The 19,263-nt window shown below is 64.4% G+C and carries 16 protein-coding genes; 7 read left to right on the top strand and 9 right to left on the bottom strand.

All coding sequences use genetic code 11. The features are described 5' to 3' along the window. Positions 1–16: 16 nt before the first annotated feature. The 3 genes from RBA41_RS20685 to RBA41_RS20695 all read right to left on the bottom strand — a co-directional run bounded on the left by RBA41_RS20685 (position 17) and on the right by RBA41_RS20695 (position 3,517). On the bottom strand, positions 17–1,597 hold the full coding sequence (locus RBA41_RS20685) for an aldehyde dehydrogenase (NADP(+)) (protein ID WP_306626143.1): 1,581 nt from the start codon (positions 1,595–1,597) through the stop codon (positions 17–19). Between the two features lie 20 nt (positions 1,598–1,617). After that, positions 1,618–2,529 carry a 5-dehydro-4-deoxyglucarate dehydratase gene (gene kdgD, locus RBA41_RS20690; protein WP_306626144.1) on the bottom strand — a complete coding sequence of 304 codons (912 nt, stop codon included), beginning with the start codon at positions 2,527–2,529 and terminating at the stop codon, positions 1,618–1,620. A gap of 232 nt (positions 2,530–2,761) precedes the next feature. Then, positions 2,762–3,517 (bottom strand): FadR/GntR family transcriptional regulator, encoded by a 756-nt coding sequence (locus tag RBA41_RS20695; RefSeq protein WP_306626145.1) that lies wholly within the window; start codon positions 3,515–3,517, stop codon positions 2,762–2,764. A gap of 97 nt (positions 3,518–3,614) precedes the next feature. Here RBA41_RS20695 and RBA41_RS20700 point away from each other — a divergent pair, with 97 nt between their 5' ends. From RBA41_RS20700 to RBA41_RS20715, 4 genes are all read left to right on the top strand, one after another. Next, positions 3,615–3,890, top strand: coding sequence for a YkgJ family cysteine cluster protein (locus RBA41_RS20700; RefSeq protein WP_306626146.1), 276 nt, complete (start codon positions 3,615–3,617; stop codon positions 3,888–3,890). A gap of 150 nt (positions 3,891–4,040) precedes the next feature. Further along, positions 4,041–4,262, top strand: a complete 222-nt coding sequence (locus RBA41_RS20705; protein WP_306626147.1) for a hypothetical protein — start codon at positions 4,041–4,043, stop codon at positions 4,260–4,262. A gap of 3 nt (positions 4,263–4,265) precedes the next feature. Next, positions 4,266–4,931: a hypothetical protein gene (locus RBA41_RS20710; RefSeq protein ID WP_306626148.1), complete on the top strand. Its 666-nt coding sequence runs from the start codon at positions 4,266–4,268 to the stop codon at positions 4,929–4,931. A gap of 320 nt (positions 4,932–5,251) precedes the next feature. Further along, on the top strand, positions 5,252–7,903 hold the full coding sequence (locus RBA41_RS20715; protein ID WP_306626149.1) for a TonB-dependent receptor: 2,652 nt from the start codon (positions 5,252–5,254) through the stop codon (positions 7,901–7,903). 97 nt (positions 7,904–8,000) lie between these two features. Here the strand turns inward: RBA41_RS20715 and axe2C are convergent, their stop codons facing one another. Genes axe2C through RBA41_RS20740 form a run of 5 tightly spaced genes read right to left on the bottom strand, consistent with a single transcriptional unit; the run spans position 8,001 to position 14,644 of the window. Beyond that, positions 8,001–9,047, bottom strand: a complete 1,047-nt coding sequence (axe2C, locus tag RBA41_RS20720; protein ID WP_306626150.1) for a bifunctional acetylxylan esterase/glucomannan deacetylase AxeC2 — start codon at positions 9,045–9,047, stop codon at positions 8,001–8,003. A 6-nt stretch (positions 9,048–9,053) separates the two neighbouring features. Next, complete coding sequence (locus RBA41_RS20725) at positions 9,054–9,800, bottom strand: GDSL-type esterase/lipase family protein (RefSeq protein ID WP_306626151.1); 747 nt, start codon at positions 9,798–9,800, stop codon at positions 9,054–9,056. A gap of 12 nt (positions 9,801–9,812) precedes the next feature. Further along, positions 9,813–11,021, bottom strand: a complete 1,209-nt coding sequence (locus RBA41_RS20730) for a glycoside hydrolase family 27 protein (protein WP_306626152.1) — start codon at positions 11,019–11,021, stop codon at positions 9,813–9,815. A 20-nt stretch (positions 11,022–11,041) separates the two neighbouring features. Further along, positions 11,042–12,379 carry a glycoside hydrolase 5 family protein gene (locus RBA41_RS20735; protein ID WP_306626153.1) on the bottom strand — a complete coding sequence of 446 codons (1,338 nt, stop codon included), beginning with the start codon at positions 12,377–12,379 and terminating at the stop codon, positions 11,042–11,044. Positions 12,380–12,385: 6 nt separating this feature from the next. Continuing rightward, positions 12,386–14,644, bottom strand: a complete 2,259-nt coding sequence (locus tag RBA41_RS20740; protein WP_306626154.1) for a glycoside hydrolase family 3 C-terminal domain-containing protein — start codon at positions 14,642–14,644, stop codon at positions 12,386–12,388. 384 nt (positions 14,645–15,028) lie between these two features. On the opposite strand from RBA41_RS20740, the gene RBA41_RS20745 reads away from it, so the two are divergent. From RBA41_RS20745 to RBA41_RS20755, 3 genes are all read left to right on the top strand, one after another. Next, positions 15,029–16,048, top strand: coding sequence for a LacI family DNA-binding transcriptional regulator (locus RBA41_RS20745; protein WP_099874855.1), 1,020 nt, complete (start codon positions 15,029–15,031; stop codon positions 16,046–16,048). A gap of 143 nt (positions 16,049–16,191) precedes the next feature. Next, complete coding sequence (locus RBA41_RS20750) at positions 16,192–17,400, top strand: AGE family epimerase/isomerase (RefSeq protein ID WP_306626155.1); 1,209 nt, start codon at positions 16,192–16,194, stop codon at positions 17,398–17,400. Between the two features lies 1 nt (position 17,401). Continuing rightward, the gene (locus RBA41_RS20755) at positions 17,402–18,319 is read left to right on the top strand and encodes a carbohydrate kinase family protein (protein ID WP_306626156.1); all 918 of its coding nucleotides are present in this window, start codon (positions 17,402–17,404) and stop codon (positions 18,317–18,319) included. Here RBA41_RS20755 and RBA41_RS20760 read toward each other — a convergent pair. Next, positions 18,316–19,221 (bottom strand): AraC family transcriptional regulator, encoded by a 906-nt coding sequence (locus RBA41_RS20760; protein ID WP_306626157.1) that lies wholly within the window; start codon positions 19,219–19,221, stop codon positions 18,316–18,318. The two genes, RBA41_RS20755 and RBA41_RS20760, sit on opposite strands and share 4 nt — an antisense overlap. Between the last annotated feature and the right edge of the window lie 42 nt (positions 19,222–19,263).

Consider the following 19,263-nt stretch of genomic DNA (forward strand, 5'->3'; position numbering starts at 1 on the left):
GCGGCGCAACCAGCTGTTACTGCGGGAGCTGCATGCCTCCGTCGACAAGGCGGGTCAGGCCCAGGGGATTATTGTCGGCAAGTGCGTCCGGAAGCAAGTCCGCCGGCACATTCTGGTAGCACACGGGCCGCAGGAAACGGTCGATGGCGGACGCGCCGACCGAGGTGCTGCGGCTGTCCGAGGTGGCCGGGAACGGGCCGCCGTGAACCATCGCATGCGCCACTTCGACGCCGGTCGGGTAGCCGTTGAACAGAATGCGGCCCGCTTTGCGTTCCAGCACCGGCAGCAGCGCCGCAGCGTGCGCACGGTCGGCGGCCAGGGCGTGCACGGTGGCGGTCAGCTGGCCTTCGAGGTGTTCGGCGACCTGCTGCATCTGCTCCGCATCGCGGCAGCGCACCAGCAAGGCGCACGGTCCGAAGATTTCGGACTCCAGCGCAGGGGTGGACAGATAGGTGGCCGCTTCGCACACGTACAGCGAGGCTTGCGCCGCGCAGCCGGCGCCTTCCGGCTTGCCCTTGGCGACCAGGGTCACGCCGTCGATGCCGGAGAGCTGTTCCACGCCGCCCAGGTAGGCCTTGTGGATGCCCGGGGTGAGCATGGTGCCGGCGCCCTTGCCTTGCAGCGCGCTTGCAGCCGCTTCGACGAACTGGTCGAAGTGGTCGCCCTGCAGACCCATGACCAGGCCAGGATTGGTGCAGAACTGGCCCACGCCCAGGGTCAGCGAATCGACGAAGCCCTGCGCCACGGCGGCGCGGTCGTTTGATAAGGCGGCCGGCAGCAGGAACACCGGATTGATGCTGCTCATTTCGGCGTACACGGGAATCGGTTCGGCGCGCAGGGCGGCGGTGCGCATCAGCGCCAGGCCGCCCTGGCGCGAGCCGGTGAAGCCAACCGCCTTGACGGCCGGATGGTCGACCAGGCGCTGGCCGATCTGGCGGCCTTCGCCGAACAGCATCGAGAACACGCCTTCGGGCAGTTGGCAGTCGGCCACCGCCTGGGCAATGACCTTGCCAACCAGTTCCGAGGTGCCGAGATGGGCGCCGTGCGCCTTGACGACGACCGGGCAGCCGGCGGCCAGCGCCGAGGCGGTATCGCCGCCGCCGACCGAAAACGCCAGCGGGAAGTTACTGGCGCCGAAGACGGCGACCGGTCCGAGTGGGATCTTGCGCAGGCGCAGATCGGGACGCGGCGGCACGCGCTCCGGCAGGGCCGAATCGATGGTGGCGTCGATGAAGTAACCGTCGCGCGCGACCTTGGCGAACAGGCGCAGTTGATTGACGGTGCGGCCACGTTCCCCTTCCAGGCGCGCCGTCGGCAGGCCGGTTTCGAGCGCGGCGCGTTCGATCAGCGCGGAGCCGAGTTGGAGGATGCCTTCGGCGATGGTCTCCAAAAAGACCGCGCGCTGTTCCGGCGTGGTGTTGCGGTAGGCGTCGAAGGCGCTTTGCGCCAGGGCGCAGGCGGCATCGACGTCGGCGTCGGTGGCCAGGCCGAAGTCCGGGCCCATCGAGTCGTTACGGGACGGGTCGATCGCGCGCACCACGCCGGCCGTGCCGCGCACGGTGCGTTGGCCGATGACCATTTCTCCATTGATTTGCATATGCTCTTCCTCGAACGGGATTATTGGGCGCCCTGGGCGGTGATCAGCTTCTCCAGCATGGCGTCTTCTTCGGCCGTCATGTCGGTCAGCGGAGCGCGTACGGGACCGGCCGAATGGCCGACCAGGCGCGCGCCGGCCTTGACGATGCTCACCGCGTAGCCGGCCTTGCGGTTGCGGATGTCGAGGTAAGGCAGGAAGAACTGGTCCAGCAGGCGGTTGGTGGTCGCGTGGTCGTCGGCGGCAACCGCATGGTAGAAGTCCATCGCCATTTTCGGCATGAAGTTGAATACGGCCGACGAGTACACCGGGGTACCCAGCGCCTTGTAGGCGGCGGCGTAGACTTCCGCGGTCGGCAGGCCGCCCAGGTAGCTGAAGCGGTCGCCCATGCGGCGCCAGATTTGCACCATCAGTTCGATGTCGCCGATGCCATCCTTGAAGCCGATCAGGTTCGGGCAGCGCGCGGCCAGCTTTTCGAGCGAGTCGGCGCTCAGGCGGCACTGGCCGCGGTTGTAGACGACGACGCCGAATTTGACCGACGCGCACACCGCTTCGACGTGGGCGATCAGGCCGTCCTGGCTCGCTTCGGTCAGGTAGTGCGGCAGCAGCAGGATGCCGTGGGCGCCGAGGCGCTCGGCTTCCTGGGCCAGGGCGATCGCGGTGCGGGTCGGGCCGCCGGCGCCGGCCAGGATCGGCACTTTGCCGCGGCAGGTATCGACCGCGGTGCGGATCACATCCGCGTATTCGCTTGGCGTCAGGGAGAAGAACTCACCGGTGCCGCCGGCCGCGAACAGGGCGCTGGCGCCGTACGGAGCGAGCCATTCAAGGCGCTCGGCGTAGGTACGCGCGTTGAAATTGCCCTGGTCGTCGAAGTCGGTCAGTGGGAACGACAGCAGGCCGGACGACAGGATGTGTTTGAGTTCTTGCGGATTCATGCGATCTCCAGAGATAGGCGGGTTGTTTGGTGATAGTGATACGTCATCGTACAACTAGTCTTTGACATAAGCAAGCACAACGTTGAGACGGCTGGCGGCCGGATGACGGCCCCGCGGGAGGAGTTCGGGAAGGTGCGGAGAAACGAAGGCGGGGCGGGAGGAAGACCGGACCAGCGGGCGCGCTGCGGGAGGCAGCGCGCCCGTATGCGAGGCGGGTCGATGGGGCGGGCGGTCAGGCCCCGTTCGACTCCAGCTGCTGCTGCGCCTGGCGCAGGCGCTCGCGGCTGTTGCTCAGGTGGGTCCGCATGGCGGCGCGCGCCGCTTCCGGGTCCTTGCGCAGGATCGCGTTGAAGATGTCTTCGTGCTCGCGGTTGACGCGTTCCAGGTAGGCGGTCGGATCGTCATGCCCCAGTTGCGGCATGTTGATGCGCGCACGCGGGATGATGGTGGTGCCGAGCTGGCTCAGGATGTCGACGAAATAGCGGTTGCCGGTGGACTGGGCGATCAGCAGGTGAAATTGCACATCGGCGTCAACGGCGGGGCTGCCCCGCGCCACGCTGCGCTGCATGGCGCCGAGCACCTTGGCCAGTTCGGCCACCTGCGCTTCGCTGCGGCGCGCCGCTGCCAGCCAGGCCGCTTCGGCCTCCATGCTGATGCGCAGTTCCAGCATCGCCAGCACATCCATGACGGTGACGATGCTCTCGGCATTGATCGCCAGGCCCGCATTGCTGCGCTCGATGACGAAGGTGCCGATGCCGTGCCGGGTCTGCGCCCAGCCGGCTGCCTGCAAATGCGAAATCGCCTCGCGCACCACGGTGCGGCTCACACCGTGCTGCTCCATGATGGCCGATTCGGTCGGCAGCTTGTCGCCGGGCTTGAGCACGCCCTGCTGGATGCTGCCCGTGATGTGCTCGACCACGCCCTGGGCGAGGGTGCGATGTTTCTTGCGGGGTGGCGGGAGCGTTTGGGCAGTGAAGGTGGATGTCATGGCCGTATTATACAACCCGATTAGTTGTACGACATCTTATGATTCGATGCGGTGTATACTTGGGCCACGTATGACTTACCCACAGAAATGAGATGGCATGAATTGCCGTGACAATTGCGGCGCGTGCTGCACCGCCCCGTCGATCACCAGTCCGATTCCCGGCATGCCGGACGGGAAACCCGCGGGTGTGCGCTGCGTGCAGCTGGCCGACGACAATCTGTGCCGCATTTTCGGCAAGCCGGAACGGCCTGCGTTTTGCGGCGGGCTGCAGCCGTCCGAAGAGATGTGCGGGACCAGCCGCGAACATGCGATCCAGTGGCTGGGGGAGTTAGAGCGCGTGACAACACCCACCCCGGACAATGCAGGGCGATGAGCCATGCAGCTACAGGATCAGCATTCGTCTGGTTGACCCGGGAAAATGAAGCGTAGTGTGCTAAAGTTATCGGACTCCGGCGCACCTTGCGCTGGCATTATTTGCATATTTTTGTCCTCCCTGTTTTGGTAACTGAGAGAGCATTGGATCATGTCAAAAAATCTTCGGCAGTCTCTGAACTCACACGCCAAGCTAACCAAACATCAGCAGGAAATGGATATCTTGCGAGCTCATCACGAGCGGGTCATGAGTGATGCCAGTTTGCGTCAAGCAACCCTGATTGGGGCCGGCATATTCGTCCGTACTGCTGACGGCAAACTCGCCGTCGCAAAACCATACGATAAAGTCATCAGTTCCAAGCCTGCACCCTGATTGATGTACGGGCGCCCGGGCATCATCTACGGTTTCCACGGGTGCGACCGCCGCATCGGCGAGGCAGTGCTTGCGTCCCACGTTCAGCATTTAAAATCGAGCACCAACGACTACGACTGGCTTGGTCACGGCATCTACTTTTGGGAATCGAGCCCTGAGCGCGGACTGGAGTTCGCGCGCGATGCCAAGGTTCGCCGAAAAATTTCCCAAGGGAGAATTCGTTATCCTTATGTCGTCGGTGCAGTCATTGAGCTGGGCAATTGCCTCAATCTGCTCGACCATGCAGGTCTGTCTGAAATGAAAAGGGCACATCGCATGCTGAAGACCCTGACGGAAGCTGAAGGGCAACACCTGCGGAGTAACAAATTCAAGGACAAAAGTGGTGCATATCTTGTTCGAACCCTGGATTGCGCTGTCCTCGAACACCTCCATCAGATGCGCAAGGATGCGGGCTTACCTGACTATGACACCGTTATTGGGGCGCTGTGGGAAGGCGAGGATCTCTACGAGGACGCCGGCATTACAGACAAGAACCACATGCAAATTTGCGTCCGAAACCACGAGTGCATCCGCGGCTACTTTCGAGTCCGAGAACTCGATGGTATTGACCTGATGCGATGGGACAGCCATCCTCATCGGGCACGAATGTCATCCACGTTCTCTGAATAACTGTAGGCGTCCGGCGAGGCTACGCTGAGTAGAACACGTACCGTTGCGCGTCAACGCATCAAGCCAACCGGCGCATCGCACCCCTCTTTAGTAAATCCCATGAAACTGCGCGCTGTTTCAGGGATTCGTTTGACCCTCCGAATTTCCGAATGCAATACTCGATTCAGTCGATTCGTCCATCCCTGCAAGGCTGCATCGCTTGCCACAGCTGGCGGGTCACCACTGTGTTGCATATAAGCGTAAGGCGGGCTCGCCAAGCCGCGCGCACATAATCCAAATGGAAAACAGGAGACAAGATGCTATTCCCAACGACACGGACCTTGACCAGTCTGGCAGTCGCCAGCGCGTTCGGCTGTACGGTCCTGCCCGGCCATGCGCAAACCGCCGGCAGCGCCGCCGACACCACCGTACCCGCCAATAACGACCCGAATCAGATCCAGGAAGTCAAAGTCACCGCCACCCGCCACTCCACCTCGCTGCTGCGCACCCCGCTGGCCGTCACGGCCCTCAGCCAGGACGAGCTCACGCGCAAGGGCGCCACCAGCCTCAGGGACCTGGCCGGCGACATCCCCAACGTCGTCATCGAAAACACCGGCCTCGATTCGGCCGTGCAGATCACCATCCGCGGCATCACCTCGACCAACTTCACCGAAACGGGCGACCCGGCCGTCGGCTTTCACGTCGACGGCCTGTACTCGCCGCGCCCGCAAGGCGCGCAGGCGCTGATGTTCGACATCGACCAGCTTGAAGTGCTGCGCGGCCCGCAAGGCACGCTGTTCGGCCGCAATTCGACCGGCGGCAGCGTCAACGTCATTTCGGCCAAGCCTGACTTCACGGGCAACTACGGCAAGGCCAACATCGAACTTGGCAACTACAACAAGAAGCAGGCCAACATCGTCCAGAACGTCGCCGTCAACGACATGCTGGCCCTGCGCGCGACCTACATGAAAGTGCGGCGCGACGGCTACGCCAACCAGATGCGCGACCTGAGCGAAGCGAACGCGCCCGCCTACGGCTGGATCCCCGATGGCATCCCCGACGTCGACCAGCGCTTCAACCGCAAGGTGGGCAAGAAGGACTACTACACCAACCAGGACCAGTGGGCCGCGCGCGTGGCCGCCGCGCTCAAGATCAACAGGAACGTCACCGCGCGCCTGGTGCATGAAGAGTTCCAGGACTCCGGCGCCGGCTGGTCGCACTTTCGCGACTGCGAATCCGGCGCCGGCACGCGCTACGCCTGCACCGGCGGCAAGTGGGACATCAACGTCAACGTACCGGGCATGACGGACCTGAACATCCGCACCGTGCGCGCGGGCGTGAACTGGAATCTGACTGACAGCGCCAGCGTCGGCTACAGCTTCCAGATCGCCGACCAGCGCCGCAGGGAGACCACCGACGACGACAAGGGCCTGCAGCATGCCGCGCCGTTCCAGATCAACGGCAACTACCCCAACATCGCCGGCGGCGACTGGGGCACATGGCCGCTCAACGATGTCATCCACCGCACCATGGATTCGCGCTACCTGTCGACCGTGCACGAAGCGCAGCTCAAGCAAACGGTCGGACCGCTGCAGTACGTGGCGGGCCTGTTCTGGATGCACGAACGCAACCGCATCGACTACGAAATCACCAACGTGATCCAGAAGCCGTACGGCGATCCTGGCAGCGTGCTGTATCACCAGCCGAACCGCCAGGTCGACGCCAAGGCCGCCTTCGCGCAGGCCGACTGGAAGTTCATGCCCACCTGGACCGCCACCCTGGGCGCGCGCCTGTCGTCCGACAGCAAGGAAGACAAGGGTGGCGAAGTGTATGGCCGCAACTGGATCGGCGACACCGCGTATTACCGCGGCTGGTACAACCGCGGCATCCCCGGCACGCCGGGCTTCCGGGTCCACAACGGCAACGACCTGTCGACCGACATGGGGGCCGGCGGCGGTCCTGGCGCGTACGCGGGCTACGCGGCGCCGACCTCGAACGACCACAAGGAAACCTGGAAGAAGACCACCTGGCGCGTCGGCCTGCAAAAGCAGATCAACGCCAACCAGATGGCCTACGGCTCGGTATCGACCGGCTACAAGGCGGGCGGCTTCGCCGACAAGACCGACTCCTGCAACTACCACCTGTGCGCCGACGGCAAACCGGGGGTGGCGACCTTCCTGCCTTACGAGCCCGAAACCGTCACCAACTATGAACTGGGCTACAAGGGCAAGTTCCTCGACAACCGCCTGAACCTGTCGGCCACCGCCTTCTTCATGAAGTACAAGGGCATGCAGCTGACCGGTAACTACTTCATCAACCAGATCATCCCCGACAACGGCCTGCCCTGCCCGGCCGACCAGCCCAAGTGCGATGTGTACGACGCCTGGCGCACCATCAACGTCGGCAAGGTGGATATTCCCGGCCTGGAGATCGAAGCGGACTGGCGGCCGTGGAGCGGCGCGCGCATCGGCGGCGGCTTCGCCTACATCAACACCAAGGTGCACGACTTCAAGGAATTCAGCGACGAGTACCAGTGCGGCGAACTGCGCGCGGAACTGGGCATCGAACCCTGCCCGGCCATCTACAACGGTCCGGACAAGGCGCTGCTGGGCCGGCGCCTGTACAACATCGATGGCAACCACCTGCCCAACACGCCCAAGTACCAGCTGAACCTGAGCTTCTCGCAAGAGTTCGAGCTGGCCAGTGCTTACCGCGTGACGCCGTATGTGAAAGTGAACTGGCGCGACAAGGCCTATTTCGATCTGCGCAACTCGGAGTTTGCGCATATCGGACGCTATCAGAAGGCCTATGCGATGGGCGACGCGTCGGTACGGCTCGATTCGCCGAACGACAAGTGGCACGCGGAAGCATTCGTGCGCAACATCGCCGACAGCCACGCCAAGACCAGCGGCGACTCGGTGATGGGTGGCTTCATGCAGGCCAACTTCGTCGAGCCGCGCATGTTCGGCGTGCGCGTGGGCGTGAATTACTGATCCGTTTTACCTGGGTGGCTTAGGGCCGGTGCAGTGCGGACAATCCCGCGCTGCACCGGTCCTTTTTTCGTCGCCGCAGATGCCGGACGACCCGCCATTACCAGCCGGTCAAGTCGCGTAGCTGGGGAACCAGTTCGCGCGCCATCGCGGCATGCTGCGCCCTGGTGGGATGCGCATCGGTCGCATCGCCCGGATGGTGCATGGTTGTTGCGGCATGCACCCGCGCGCTGCCGACGCGCCTGATGGTCTCGGCGATATAGCTGTTCAAGGCGGCCTTGCGCTCGCCATTGAGAATGGCGCCTTCGGTCAGTACGATCAGCGCGTGCGGATGATTGCGCAGCAGCGTGCGCACCAGGCGCTCGTAGGCCTTGACATAGGAGTCGCGCTCCGGAATGCCGGTGCTGAAATCGTTGGTGCCGATCGCGCTGACAATCACGTCAGGCCAGTAGCCGGCGTGGTCCCAGCGCACGCGTTGCTCTTCATTGGCGATGGCGAGTTCGTAAAAATCGGGAAGATTGTCGTTATCGGTGCGGCCGTTCCAGCTGCGCAGCAGCCCGCGTCCGCCATGGCATACCAGGTGAACCTGCGCACCGAGCGTCTGCGCGGCCAGCATGCCGTACGATGCGCGCGGGTTCCACCACGACGGCTTCTTCACCCCGCTGTCAACCCGGTCGATGGCTTCGCCGCAGGTGACCGAGTCGCCAAGAACGAGCATTTTGCGCTGCGGGAGCACCGGCGCGGTGTGCAGTGTACCGTCGGCGACAAACCGGGCCAGCGTGACGACGCCGTGCCAGCTTTCGGTACGGTGCATGATGTCGACGCGGTGGATGCCGGCCTGGCGCTCGTCTACCAGTTTGATGGTGCGCGATTTCGCCGACAGCTTGACGATGCGTGCCGCGCCGCCATCGACGACGACTTCGAGAATGCTGCGCTCACCACTGGCCGTGGCATCGACCGACAGCGCCTTGCCCTCGAACGCCAGCGACAGCTGCACGCCGGGATAGGCGAAGCGCAAGCTGCCGTCCGCCCGGGCCACGGTCCTGCCCATGCGCGCAATGCGCGGGTCGTCCGCGCGCACCACCGGTTCGGCCCAGGCGCCGCCATGGGCCAGCAGCAGCGCCAGTGCCAGCGCGTTACGGTTCATGGCGCCCTACTTCATCAGTGCTTGCACGTCGGGCAGCATGGCGCCGGCCCAGATGGTGTAGCCCTTTGGGGTGAGGTGAAGATAGTCGCCCATGATGTCGGTGCCGATGGCGCCGTCAGGCCGCACGAAGGACGCGCCGTAGTCGCGGAAAACCACATGGCGGCCGTCGTCCAGGGTTGCCACCATCTTGTTGAGCGTGACGACATTCTGGCGCCGTTCGCTGGTTGGGAATTCGCCGGTCGGCAGCACGGCATTGAGCAGGATGCGCGCGGCCGGGTACTGCTTGCGCAAGGCCGTCACCACCTCCTTGATGCCGGGGAAAACCTGTTCCGGCCTCTCGTCGCACAGCCCCAGGTTGTTCACGCCAATGAGCAGCACGATCGCCTTGGGCGCGAGCCTGGCCATGCGCTTGTCCTGCAGGCGCCACAATACATTGCCGGTATTGTCGCCGCCGATGCCGAAGTTGCCCGCCTTGTAGGCGCCGAAATGCGCATTCCAGATCGCGCGCGGCCAGCCTTCGGTGATCGAATCGCCGATAAACATCAGGTCCACATCGCCCTTGTCGGCCAGGGCCAGCTGGTCTTCATGCATGCGCTTCCAGCGCCCGATCGACATCCACGGGTATTCCTGGGTACGCGGCTTGATGTTGATGGCGCAGGTATTTACGCCGGCCCCGTCGTTCGGGTCCGCGGTCTCGGCGTGTGCGACATGGCTGGCCAGCGCACCGGCCAGCAGGATTGGAAGAATATGCATGTTCATGATCGGTCACTTCGCTTTCAGGTGCAGCATGGCCACGCTGTGCGAGGCAATGGTGAGGTCGAGGGTCTTGCCGGTGTCGCCCGCCTTGCCGGTCCAGGCGTCGGTCCAGCGGTAGGCGGTCTTGTTGATATCGAGTTCGCGCTTGCTCAGGTCATCGCTGATCTTGTGCTTCTTCCAGTCGACCTTGTAGCTGATGGCCCCAAGCCCACGGTTCAGGATCATCAGCGCCCATTCGTTATTGGCCAGCGGCTTGGCCCACAATTCCAGCGTCCCTTCGGACATGAACTTCCACGCCTGCACGCCCAGCTTATCCTGGTTGATCGCGATGACATCCTTGTTGGTCAGGATCTTGCGCGTGGACTCAGGCATCGAGCGCAGGTCGTTGCCCGAGATGAGGGGCGACGCCATCATGGCCCAGATCGAGAAGTGCGCGCGGTCTTCATCCTCGGTCATGCCCATGCCGACTTCCATCATGTCCATGTCGTTCCAGTGCCCGGGACCGGCGTGCTTGCGCAGGCCGGCCTGCTTGTCGAGGATGCGCAGCACGCCGAAGGCGGACCACGAACCGTGATTGATCTCGCAATCCCAGCACGGATAAATGTCGCCGGTGGTGCGCCACGAATGGCCGATATCGGCGCCCCACTCCCACGGTTTGTTGTCGCCCCACTCGCACATGCTGAACAACATGGGGCGGCCGGCGCTGCGGATGGCATCGCGCATGGTGGTGTAGGCGGCGGCCGCGTTCAAGCCCTTGGTATCGCACCAGTCGTACTTGACGTAGTCGATGCCCCAGGCGGCGTAGGTGATCGCGTCCTGGTATTCGTGTCCGCGGCTGCCCGGACGGCCGCCGCAGGTGGTGGCGCCGGCGTCCGAATAGATGCCCAGCTTGAGGCCTTTCGCATGCACGTAGTCGGCCAGCGCCTTCATCCCGGACGGGAAGCGCTCGGGATCGGGCTGGATATTCCCGTTCTTGTCACGCTTGCCGTGCCAGCAATCGTCGATGTTGACGTATTCGTAGCCGGCGTCCTTCATGCCGATCCTGACCATGGCGTCGGCCGTTTCGCGGATCAGTTTTTCATCGATATTGCAGGCGAACTTGTTCCAGCTGTTCCAGCCCATTTGCGGCGTCGCCGCGAGATGGTCGAACTTCTGTGCGGATGCATTCGCGCCCAGCAGGAGTCCCGCCGAGATCAACAGCGTAGGTACAGTTTTCATGGATCGTCCTGTCGAAGAGTTTACCTCTGGAGTAGGCGCAGTTTGCCGGCGTGGTCCTTGATCAGCGCCAGCGAACTGGCATCGGAATCGAACACCGAGTACAGGCCCTGCTCTTCCTGCGGCGGATCGCCCATGAAATCATTACCCTGTTTCCACCAGTAGTCGGCGTTGGCGGCACGCCCGGCGCCGCCCCAGGCCCAGAAATTCCAGCCCGCGATCGGATCGCCGTTGGCGGCGCGGCGTTGTATCAATTCAAAGATCTCGCCATAGAAGCGGTCGCGGATTTTGGTGCCCGACTTGATGTCGAACGAGGCGCCGTCGCGGTCCAGCCCAAACTCTTCCAGCACGATGGGTTTGCCCAGCGTTTTGGCCATGTCGATGTGCGTATTGAGATAATCGCGGCTCTTGGAAATTGCCCCGTCCCAGCTCTCGACCGGCTTTTTGGAGTCGAACCAGCCCCAGTTTTTCGGCCACAGGTGGTAGGTGAGGTAATCGATGTGCTTCGACGAATGCGACGCCATGAACAGTTTGGCATCCTGCGCCGATCCGGCCAGGCCTTCGCTGCCGCTGCTCACCAGGTGGTTCTTGTCCAGTTCATGGATGTACTGCGCGGTCTCGGCGATCCATTTGGTGTAGACCGCTTTCTCCTTGTCGCTTGCCTTGCCGTTGCCCGGGCGCGGTTCGTTCGCCAGTTGCCACGACATGATCACCGGGTCGTCGCGGTACGCCTTGCCGTTAATCGTGTTGACCCGGCCAACGATCTTCCTGATGGTGCCGCGAAATTCCTTCTGCGCGTCCTTGTTGGCGTAAAAGCGCGCCGTCTTGGCCATGTAGTCGTCGTAGTCCTTGGTCACGTTCGGATCGAGCGCCGGCGTGCCTTCGAACCAGTTCAGGTACTGCGTCATCCCGCCCGACCACTGCCAGAAGTTGTTCAGGTAAAGCACGACCGTCATGTCGCGCTTGCCCAGTTCATCGACCAGGAAATCGAGGCCCGCCAGCAGGTCCTCGTCGTACTTGCCCGGACCGTTGGTGGTGGCAGGCCGCACGGCGCTAGCCATCGCGGTTTTTTCGGAGACGGCCAGCACCCGCACATTGTTGATCCCGAGCGCCTTCATGGTATCGAGTTCCTTGCGCAGGCGCGCGCGCTCGCCTACCCCGGACGGCGAGCCCAGATAGCCGCCGTACCAGAAATTGGCGCCGGCGATGTAATACGATTTACCCTTGCGCGCGAAGTGCGTCTTTTTGACCGTCACGAATTCGCTCTTGCCCGCCGCGCTCACTGGCGCCGCCGCCGACGCCGCGCCGCTCACCAAACCGGCCATTGCCAATGCCGCACCCAACTGGTTCATCCTGATCATCGCGTTTTACCTTTTCTCGGTTGAAGGGACGGCTTTACCATGCAGGTCGAACTTGCGCGCAGGCAGGTCGACCGTGATACTGCTTTCACCGGTGCCGCCGGCGTCCTGCGCCAACAACAATCTGTACTTCCCCTTGGCGATGCGCCAGGTCTTGGACGGGCCATCGAGCACGGCCAGCATGCGCGGCTCCACCGTGAGCGTTACCTCGCGGCTTTCGCCCGGCTGCAGATCGACCTTGTCCCAGCCGGCCAGGCGCTTGGGCGCTTCCCAGCGCGCGCCCGGTGACGCCGCCACGTACAGCTGCGCCACATCCTTGCCCGCCACCTTGCCGGTATTGCTCACCTTGAAGCGCACCTGCAGCTGCCCGTTCCTGTACTCGCCCGCCAGACCGGTGTAGGCAAACTGCGTGTACGACAAGCCATGCCCGAACGGGAACAGCGGTTTGAGTTTTTTGAGGTCGAACCACTTGTAGCCGACCGCCGCGCCTTCGTGATAGTCGACCCGGAACTGCATCTGCGGCTTGGCCGGGTCGCCATCGAGCACGGGGCGCGGCAACTGGCTGAGAGACGCCGGGAAGGTGGCCGGCAAGTGCCCCGATGGATTGACATCGCCGAACAGCACGCGCGCGATCGCTTCGCCGCCGCGCGTGCCCGGGTACCAGGCTTGCAGCACGGCTGCCGTCTTGCCCAGCCACGGCATGAGTACCGGGCCGCTGGTCTCGAGAACAACCACGGTGCGCGGATTGGCGGCGGCGACGGCCGCAATCAGGTCATCCTGCTTGTCGGGCAGCGACAGGTCGACCGCGTCGTTGGCTTCGCCGATCCACTGGGTGCCGAAGACGATCGCCACGTCGGCGCCCGCGGCCAGCTGCGCTGCCTTGGCAGGATCGGCACCGCTGTCGAAGACCACGTTGGCGGCGGGCGCCAGCGCGCCGATTTCCCTCACCGGCGCGGATGGGTGATATACCACCGGACCGGGCCAGATGGCCGGCAGCAAACCCTTGACGGCGCTGCCGCCGACCGGATACACCTGCGACGAACCGCCACCGGACAGTACCCCCCTGTCGGCATAGCCACCGATCACTGCAATCGTTTTCACGTCCTTGCGCAAAGGGAGCACCTGGCCGTCGTTCTTGAGCAGGACCATGCTCTCTTCGGCATCGAGGCGGCTGATCAGGCCATGGGCGGCGAAGTCGATGGCGCCATCCGGCTTGACCGGATGGTCGACCACGCCCTTGTCGAACATCGCGTACAAGATACGGTAGACCATATTGTCGAAGCGCGACTGCGAAACAGCGCCGGTCTTGACCGCTTCTTCCAGCGCGCCCGCGAAGTAAGGCGACTTGTCGAATTCGGAGCCGGACTGCTGGTCCAGCCCATTGTTGGCCGACGCCACGGTGCTGTGCACCGCGCCCCAGTCGGACATCACATAGCCCTTGAAGCCCCAGTCCTGCTTGAGCACTTCGTTGAGCAGCCAGGCGTTCTCGCATGCGTAGGGGCCGTTGACGCGGTTGTAGGCGCACATCACCGAACCGGGGTCGCCCTGTTCGATCACCAGCTGCATGGCCAGCAGGTCGCTGGTGCGGGCGGCCACGTTGCCGATGCGCGCATCGAGTTCGGTGCGGCCGGTTTCCTGGCTGTTCAGCGCATAGTGCTTGACGGTCGAAATGAGGTGGTTGGACTGGATGCCCTTGACAGCCTGCCCCACCATGATCCCGGACAGCAGCGGGTCTTCGCCGGCGTACTCGAAATTGCGGCCGTTGCGCGGATCGCGCATCAGGTTCACGCCGCCGGCCAGCATCACGTTAAAGCCCGAGGCGCGCGCCTCGGCACCGATCATCGCGCCGCCCTGGTATGCCAGCTTCGGGTTCCAGGTAGCCGCCGTGGCGAGGCCCGACGGCAGCGAGGTGCGCTCGCGCGGATTGGCGCTGGCCTGCGAGGCCACGCCAAGGCCGGCGTCGGTCTCGAACAGTGCCGGCAGGCCAAGGCGCGGCACGCCGGGAATGTAGCCGGCCGACGACGGCAGGGCCGCCGCGATCTTGGTGGTTTTCTTGGGTGCGAAGTCCGAGCCGAAGTAGCCGTACACCCATTGCAGCTTTTCTTCCTGCGTCATTTCCTTGAGCACCAGCGTGGCGCGCTGGTCGGCGGAGAGGGCGCGGTTCATCCACGGCATGGGCGCCTCGGCCGCGCCGGCAATCAGCGGCAGGGCGGCCGCGATGGCGACGGCCAGGGCGTGTTTGATCAGGGTGGTCGTGCGGGTGTTCATCGTGCGTGTCTCCTCTTTGTATTTACCTGCTCGGCGCCTGGAAAAGGTCGCCGGCCGGTTTATATGGATGAGGGGGAGTGTGCATGCGGACTGTCGACGGGTCAAACAAAAGGTGGCGCTTTCGATCATGTTTAGCCATGATCGCTAAACACGCGGACGGCCGCACGCAGGGTGCTACGCCCGGGGAGCCGCGCTTGGGCGGCTGCGCAACAGGCGGCGCGACCCTGTTTAGTAAAACCCGGCTAAACTGTTTGCAAACCGGACCAATCGTTTGACCATGGGCTAATCGATATGCAAGACTCTCAGCATAAAAAGGCATCTGCCACTGGAGAAGCTTGTGATCGTCCCGACCCCGCATCTGAGCACCCCGCCGGCCCGGTTCCGATGAGCGCCGCCAGCCCATCGAACGTCACCATCCGCGACATCGCCAAGTTTGCCGGCGTGTCGGCGGGGACCATCTCGCGCGCGCTCAAGAACGAGCCGGGTCTGACCGAAACCACGCGCCAGATGGTGCTGTCGGCCGCCCATGAACTGGGCTACGATTTTACCAACCTGCGGCGCAAGCGCATGCGGCGCCTGACCTTCCTGCTGCACCGCCAGCACAACACGGCCGCCAGCAGCCCGTTCTATTCGCCGGTGCTGCACGGGGCCGAGGAAGCCTGCCGCAAGCAGGGCATCGTGCTTTCGTTCATGGCGGTCGGTCCGGCCGATGGCGTGACCGAGCAGCTGCGCATGCATGCGCCGGACGCGATCGTGTGCGCCGGCTTTTTCGAACCCGAATTGCTGGGCGCCCTGCGCGCGAGCGGCAAGCCGCTGGTCCTGATCGACATGAAGCTGCGCGGTTACAGCTCGGTCAACCCGGACAATTTCATGGGCGGCTACCTGGCCACCAAACACCTGATCGGCCTGGGGCGCACGCGCATCGGCATGATCTCGGGTTCCCTCGGCCACTACAGCGTGCGCGAACGGAACAAGGGCTACCGCCAGGCCCTGTTCGAGTCGGGCATGCTGGCCGACCCGCGCCTGGAAGCGAGCCTGCCGGATGGCGTCGATCTCGAAACCGGGGCCTGCGAAGCGATGCAGTCGCTGCTGGCCCTGCCCAATCCGCCGGACGCGGTGTTCTGCTACAACGACAGCGCCGCCCTGGTGGCGATGCGCTGCTGCCTGGCGGCCGGCCTGACGGTGCCGCACGACGTATCGATCGTCGGCTTCGACGACATCTCCAGCGCGGTGCTCGGCCACCGCCCTCTGACGACGCTGCGTATCGACAAAAAAGAGCTCGGCGCGATGGGCGTCGAGCTGCTGCTGCGCGACCAGCAGGACGCACCGGTGGAGCAGGTCGCGCCGGTGGAACTGATCGTCCGGGCCAGCACCGTGTGCGACGACTGGGGACCGCACAAATGAAGCGAGCGAACACCACCGGCTGACCAACCCCCATGCAAAAGCAGCACAGCGCGCGCCGCATTCAACCGGCGCCAGGGACAACTGCGTCCCCGCGCTTATCCATACCTTTTTCAACACCCTTTTTTTGACAACGAGACTTGACGATGGCCCCCGATTTTCACTCGCGCGATACCCTGCTTGACCACATTCGCCACACCAAGCGCTTTTACGATCCGCGCTGCGTCGACCCCAGCGGCGGCTTCTATCACTTCTACAAGGACGACGGCACGGTCTACGACGCGCACACGCGTCACCTGGTGAGCAGCACGCGCTTCATCTTCAATTATGCGATGGCGTACCGCGAGTTCGGCGACCCGGCCGACGAGATGCGTCTTCTGCACGGCCTGGACTTCCTGCGCGGTGCGCACCGCAATCCGGCCACCGGCGGCTATTGCTGGCAGCTGCACTGGGCCGACGGCAAGGGCGAGGTCACCGACGGTACCAACCACTGCTACGGCCTGGCCTTCGTGCTGCTGGCCTATTCACACGCGCTGATGGCCGGAGTGGAAGAGGCGCGCCTGCATATCGAAGAAACCTTCGCCCTGATGGAGCGCCGCTTCTGGGAGCCGCAGTACGGCCTGTACGCCGACGAAGCAAACGCCGACTGGTCGCAGCTGGCGCCCTACCGCGGCCAGAACGCCAACATGCACGCCTGCGAAGCCTTGCTCAGCGCTTTTGAAGCGACCGGCGAGAATGCCTATCTGCGCCGCGCCGAAACGCTGGCCTACAACATCACCGTGCGCCAGGCCGCGCTGTGCAATGACACCGTGTGGGAGCACTATCGCGCCGACTGGTCGGTCGATCACGACTACAACCGCCACGACAGCAGCAACATCTTCCGGCCGTGGGGTTTCCAGCCGGGCCACCTGACCGAATGGAGCAAGCTGCTGCTGATCCTGGAACGCCACCAGGCCCACCTGCTGGGCGAAGCGGACTGGCTGCTGCCGCGCGCCTGTGCGCTGTTTTTACAGGCGATGGACAAGGCCTGGGATGCGCAGCACGGCGGCATCTTCTACGGCTTCGCGCCCGACGGCAGCATTTGCGACGGCCACAAATACTTCTGGGTGCAGGCCGAGAGCCTGGCCGCGGCCGCGCTGCTGGGCGCGCGCACGGGCGAGGCGGTGTACTGGGACTGGTACCAGCGCATCTGGGAATACAGCTGGACTCATTTTGTCGACCACCAGCACGGCGCCTGGTACCGCATTCTCAGCCCATCGAACGCCAAGCTGACCGACGAGAAAAGCCCGGCCGGCAAGGTCGACTACCACACCATGGGCGCCTGCTACGAAGTGCTCAATGTGCTCAAGGACTGAGATGAACGCACCGACATTCCCGATTTTCGTGGCCGCCGGCGAGGCGCTGACCGACATGATCGCCGAACCGGGCCAGCAACACTGGCGCAGCCAGGTGGGCGGCTCGACCTGGAACGTGGCGCGCGTCATGGCGCGTCTGGGCGTGCCGAGCGCCTTCGCCGGCGCTGTCAGCTGCGACGTCTTCGGCGACCAGCTGTGGGACGCCAGCGCGGCGGCCGGCCTGGATTTGCGCTTCGTGCAGCGCGAGGCGCGCTCGCCGCTGCTGGCGATCGTCTACCGGACCGACCCGCCCAGCTATTTTTTCGTGGGCGACGATAGCGCCGACCTGCACTTCGACGCGGCGCGCCTGCCGGACGGCTGGCGCGCGCACTGCAAGTGGGCGCACTTCGGCGGCATCAGCCTGGCGCGCGAGCCGCTCGCTGGCAAGCTGCTGGCACTGGCCGCTTCGCTCAAGGCCGACGGCGTGAAGATCAGCTACGACCCGAATTTTCGGGCACTGATGGACCAGCGCTATGACGCCACCTTGCAGCGCATGACGGCGCTGGCCGATGTGATCAAGGTGTCCGATGAAGACCTGGCCGGGCTGTTTCGCACCGACGATCTTGAGAACGCGTTTGCCGCCCTGCGCAGCTGGAACCCCGGCGCCACCTACCTGTACACGCGCGGCGCGCAAGGTGCCTCGCTGCACATCGGCGCAGAAGCCTGGCACGCGGCCTCGCCGCGCATCACCGTTGCCGACAGCGTCGGCGCGGGCGACGCCAGCATCGCGGCGCTGGCCTGGAGCTTCCTGCACGAAGCGCAGCGTGCTCCCGCCGGCCATCTGCGCTTCGCGGTGGCCGCCGGCGCGGCAGCTTGCCAGTCGGCGGGTGCTGCGCCGCCGTCGCTCGACGCCATCACTGCGCTGATGGATCGCGCTTAAGGCGCTGCCTGCCCACGTGCATAGCGCGCGGGCGGCAGGCCGACGTGGCGGGTGAAGGCAACGCTGAACGCGCTGGCCGAGGCGTACCCGACGCGTTCGGCCACTTCGGCCAGGCCACCCTCTTGCCGCCGCAGCAGATCCTTTGCCAGTGCCATGCGCCAGGCCAGCAGGTAAGCCATCGGCGCCATGCCCACCGCGCGGCTGAAGCGCTCGAAGAACGCCGAACGCGAAAGGGCAGCTTCCTTTGCCAGTTGTGCCACCGTCCAGGGGCGCGTCATGTTTTCGTGGATGCGGCGCAGCGCCAGCGCGAGCCGTTCGTCGGCCAGGCCGCGCAACAGGCCGGGCGACGCCGCAGTCCCCGCCGAGCAACGTAGCGATTCGATCAGCAGCACTTCCAGCAGGCGCGAAAGGATGACGTCGCGCGCCGGCCGCTGCGCGCGCGATTCGTCCGCGACCAGCTGCACGATGATGGCCAGCCGGGGTTCGCCGCGCACGTGCACCAATTGCGGCAGCAGCGATACCAGCAAGGCCGCATCGGGCGAGCCGAAGACGCAGTGCCCCACCAGCAGCAGGACATCGGGCGGCTCGCCCTGCACGCCGAGCCGGAACTCGCCATGCAACAGCGCGACGGGCGTGGTGTCGGCCTCAAACGCTGTCGTTGGCGACATGCTCGACATCGTAAAACCGAACACGGAAGGAATCAGCACGAAGTCGCCCTGCACCAGGTCGACCGGCGCGCAGCCATCGACCTCGAGGCGGCAAGCGCCGTCGAGCAGCACGCAGTAGAACGGTTGCCCCGACTCGGCGCGGCGAATGCGCCACGCACCGGCGCCGCTGACGACCTTCGAAAACGGCGCGCGCGGCTGCAGCAAGGTCACAACCTCCGCAAGTGGATCGATCATGAACCGGACTCCTGAACATGAAAAGTGGACTCGCGATTACAG

Source organism: Massilia scottii, from assembly GCF_030846495.1.
In the GTDB taxonomy this organism is placed as follows: Bacteria; Pseudomonadota; Gammaproteobacteria; order Burkholderiales; family Burkholderiaceae_D; genus Telluria_A; species Telluria_A violaceinigra.

What these genes read in the sequence shown, in the direction of transcription:
- RBA41_RS20685 (WP_306626143.1), bottom strand. Translation starts at nt 1,597, where the DNA reads ATGCAAATCAATGGAGAAATGGTCATCGGCCAACGCACCGTGCGCGGC.
- kdgD (WP_306626144.1), bottom strand. Translation starts at nt 2,529, where the DNA reads ATGAATCCGCAAGAACTCAAACACATCCTGTCGTCCGGCCTGCTGTCG.
- RBA41_RS20695 (WP_306626145.1), bottom strand. Translation starts at nt 3,517, where the DNA reads ATGACATCCACCTTCACTGCCCAAACGCTCCCGCCACCCCGCAAGAAA.
- RBA41_RS20700 (WP_306626146.1), top strand. Translation starts at nt 3,615, where the DNA reads ATGAATTGCCGTGACAATTGCGGCGCGTGCTGCACCGCCCCGTCGATC.
- RBA41_RS20705 (WP_306626147.1), top strand. Translation starts at nt 4,041, where the DNA reads ATGTCAAAAAATCTTCGGCAGTCTCTGAACTCACACGCCAAGCTAACC.
- RBA41_RS20710 (WP_306626148.1), top strand. Translation starts at nt 4,266, where the DNA reads ATGTACGGGCGCCCGGGCATCATCTACGGTTTCCACGGGTGCGACCGC.
- axe2C (WP_306626150.1), bottom strand. Translation starts at nt 9,047, where the DNA reads ATGAACCGTAACGCGCTGGCACTGGCGCTGCTGCTGGCCCATGGCGGC.
- RBA41_RS20725 (WP_306626151.1), bottom strand. Translation starts at nt 9,800, where the DNA reads ATGCATATTCTTCCAATCCTGCTGGCCGGTGCGCTGGCCAGCCATGTC.
- RBA41_RS20730 (WP_306626152.1), bottom strand. Translation starts at nt 11,021, where the DNA reads ATGAAAACTGTACCTACGCTGTTGATCTCGGCGGGACTCCTGCTGGGC.
- RBA41_RS20735 (WP_306626153.1), bottom strand. Translation starts at nt 12,379, where the DNA reads ATGATCAGGATGAACCAGTTGGGTGCGGCATTGGCAATGGCCGGTTTG.
- RBA41_RS20740 (WP_306626154.1), bottom strand. Translation starts at nt 14,644, where the DNA reads ATGAACACCCGCACGACCACCCTGATCAAACACGCCCTGGCCGTCGCC.
- RBA41_RS20745 (WP_099874855.1), top strand. Translation starts at nt 15,029, where the DNA reads ATGAGCGCCGCCAGCCCATCGAACGTCACCATCCGCGACATCGCCAAG.
- RBA41_RS20750 (WP_306626155.1), top strand. Translation starts at nt 16,192, where the DNA reads ATGGCCCCCGATTTTCACTCGCGCGATACCCTGCTTGACCACATTCGC.
- RBA41_RS20755 (WP_306626156.1), top strand. Translation starts at nt 17,402, where the DNA reads ATGAACGCACCGACATTCCCGATTTTCGTGGCCGCCGGCGAGGCGCTG.
- RBA41_RS20760 (WP_306626157.1), bottom strand. Translation starts at nt 19,221, where the DNA reads ATGATCGATCCACTTGCGGAGGTTGTGACCTTGCTGCAGCCGCGCGCG.